Source organism: Paenibacillus sp. AR247, from assembly GCF_002968895.1.
GTDB classification, from domain to species: domain Bacteria; phylum Bacillota; class Bacilli; order Paenibacillales; family Paenibacillaceae; genus Paenibacillus_AQ; species Paenibacillus_AQ favisporus.
In genome coordinates this window covers 301532-302180 of record NZ_PCZT01000023.1, presented here as the reverse complement: position 1 = coordinate 302180, position 649 = coordinate 301532, and the positions used below count along the sequence as shown (strand labels likewise).

Below are 649 nucleotides of genomic sequence, written 5' to 3'. Positions count from 1 at the left end.
CCGATGACCAATGCCAGCAGGATCAGCACAATCATGGCGGCAAGCAGCAGCGGGTACGGCGGGCGTTTATGCAGCACGTCGGCGCTCATCCCGCCTCCGCCTTCCGCCGCAGCCGTGCGGCTGGCCCGTAGCGCCAGCCAGATCAGCCACGGCGCGCCGAACAGCGCCGTGACGGCTCCCGCCGGCAGCTCCCCGAGCGTGCCGCGGAACAACCGGGCAATGGCGTCGGCACCCAGCAGGATGACCGCGCCCCATAACGCGCTGCCTGGAATGAGCAGCGCATGCCGCCGCATCCCGAGCAAGCGGATGAGATGCGGGGCGATCAACCCCACAAAACCGATCGGGCCCACCACGCTGACGGTGACCCCTGCGAGCAGGACCGCCGCGGAGAGTGCGGCGGTGCGGGCCAGCCCGACCCGCTGGCCCAGCGCCTGAGCGGTCTCGTCCCCCATCTCCAGCAGGTCCAGCTGGCGCCGGAACAGCCAGGCCAGAACGAGGACGCCGGTCACCCACGGCCAGCTGTAGGCCGCTCCGTGCCAATCGTTCTGGTTCAGCGAGCCCGAACCCCAGACGAACAGCCCGTTCGTCTCGTTCTCAAACAGAAGCTGGAACGCGCCGGTGAACGAGGCGAGCACCAGCGACACGATCA

Annotated in this window: 1 protein-coding gene; it reads right to left on the bottom strand. The window is 69.2% G+C overall.

Annotated elements, in window-relative coordinates; all coding sequences use genetic code 11:
• Nucleotides 1-649 (bottom strand): iron chelate uptake ABC transporter family permease subunit (locus tag CPT76_RS38010; RefSeq protein ID WP_181153164.1); only part of this gene is annotated, 649 nt, incomplete at both ends.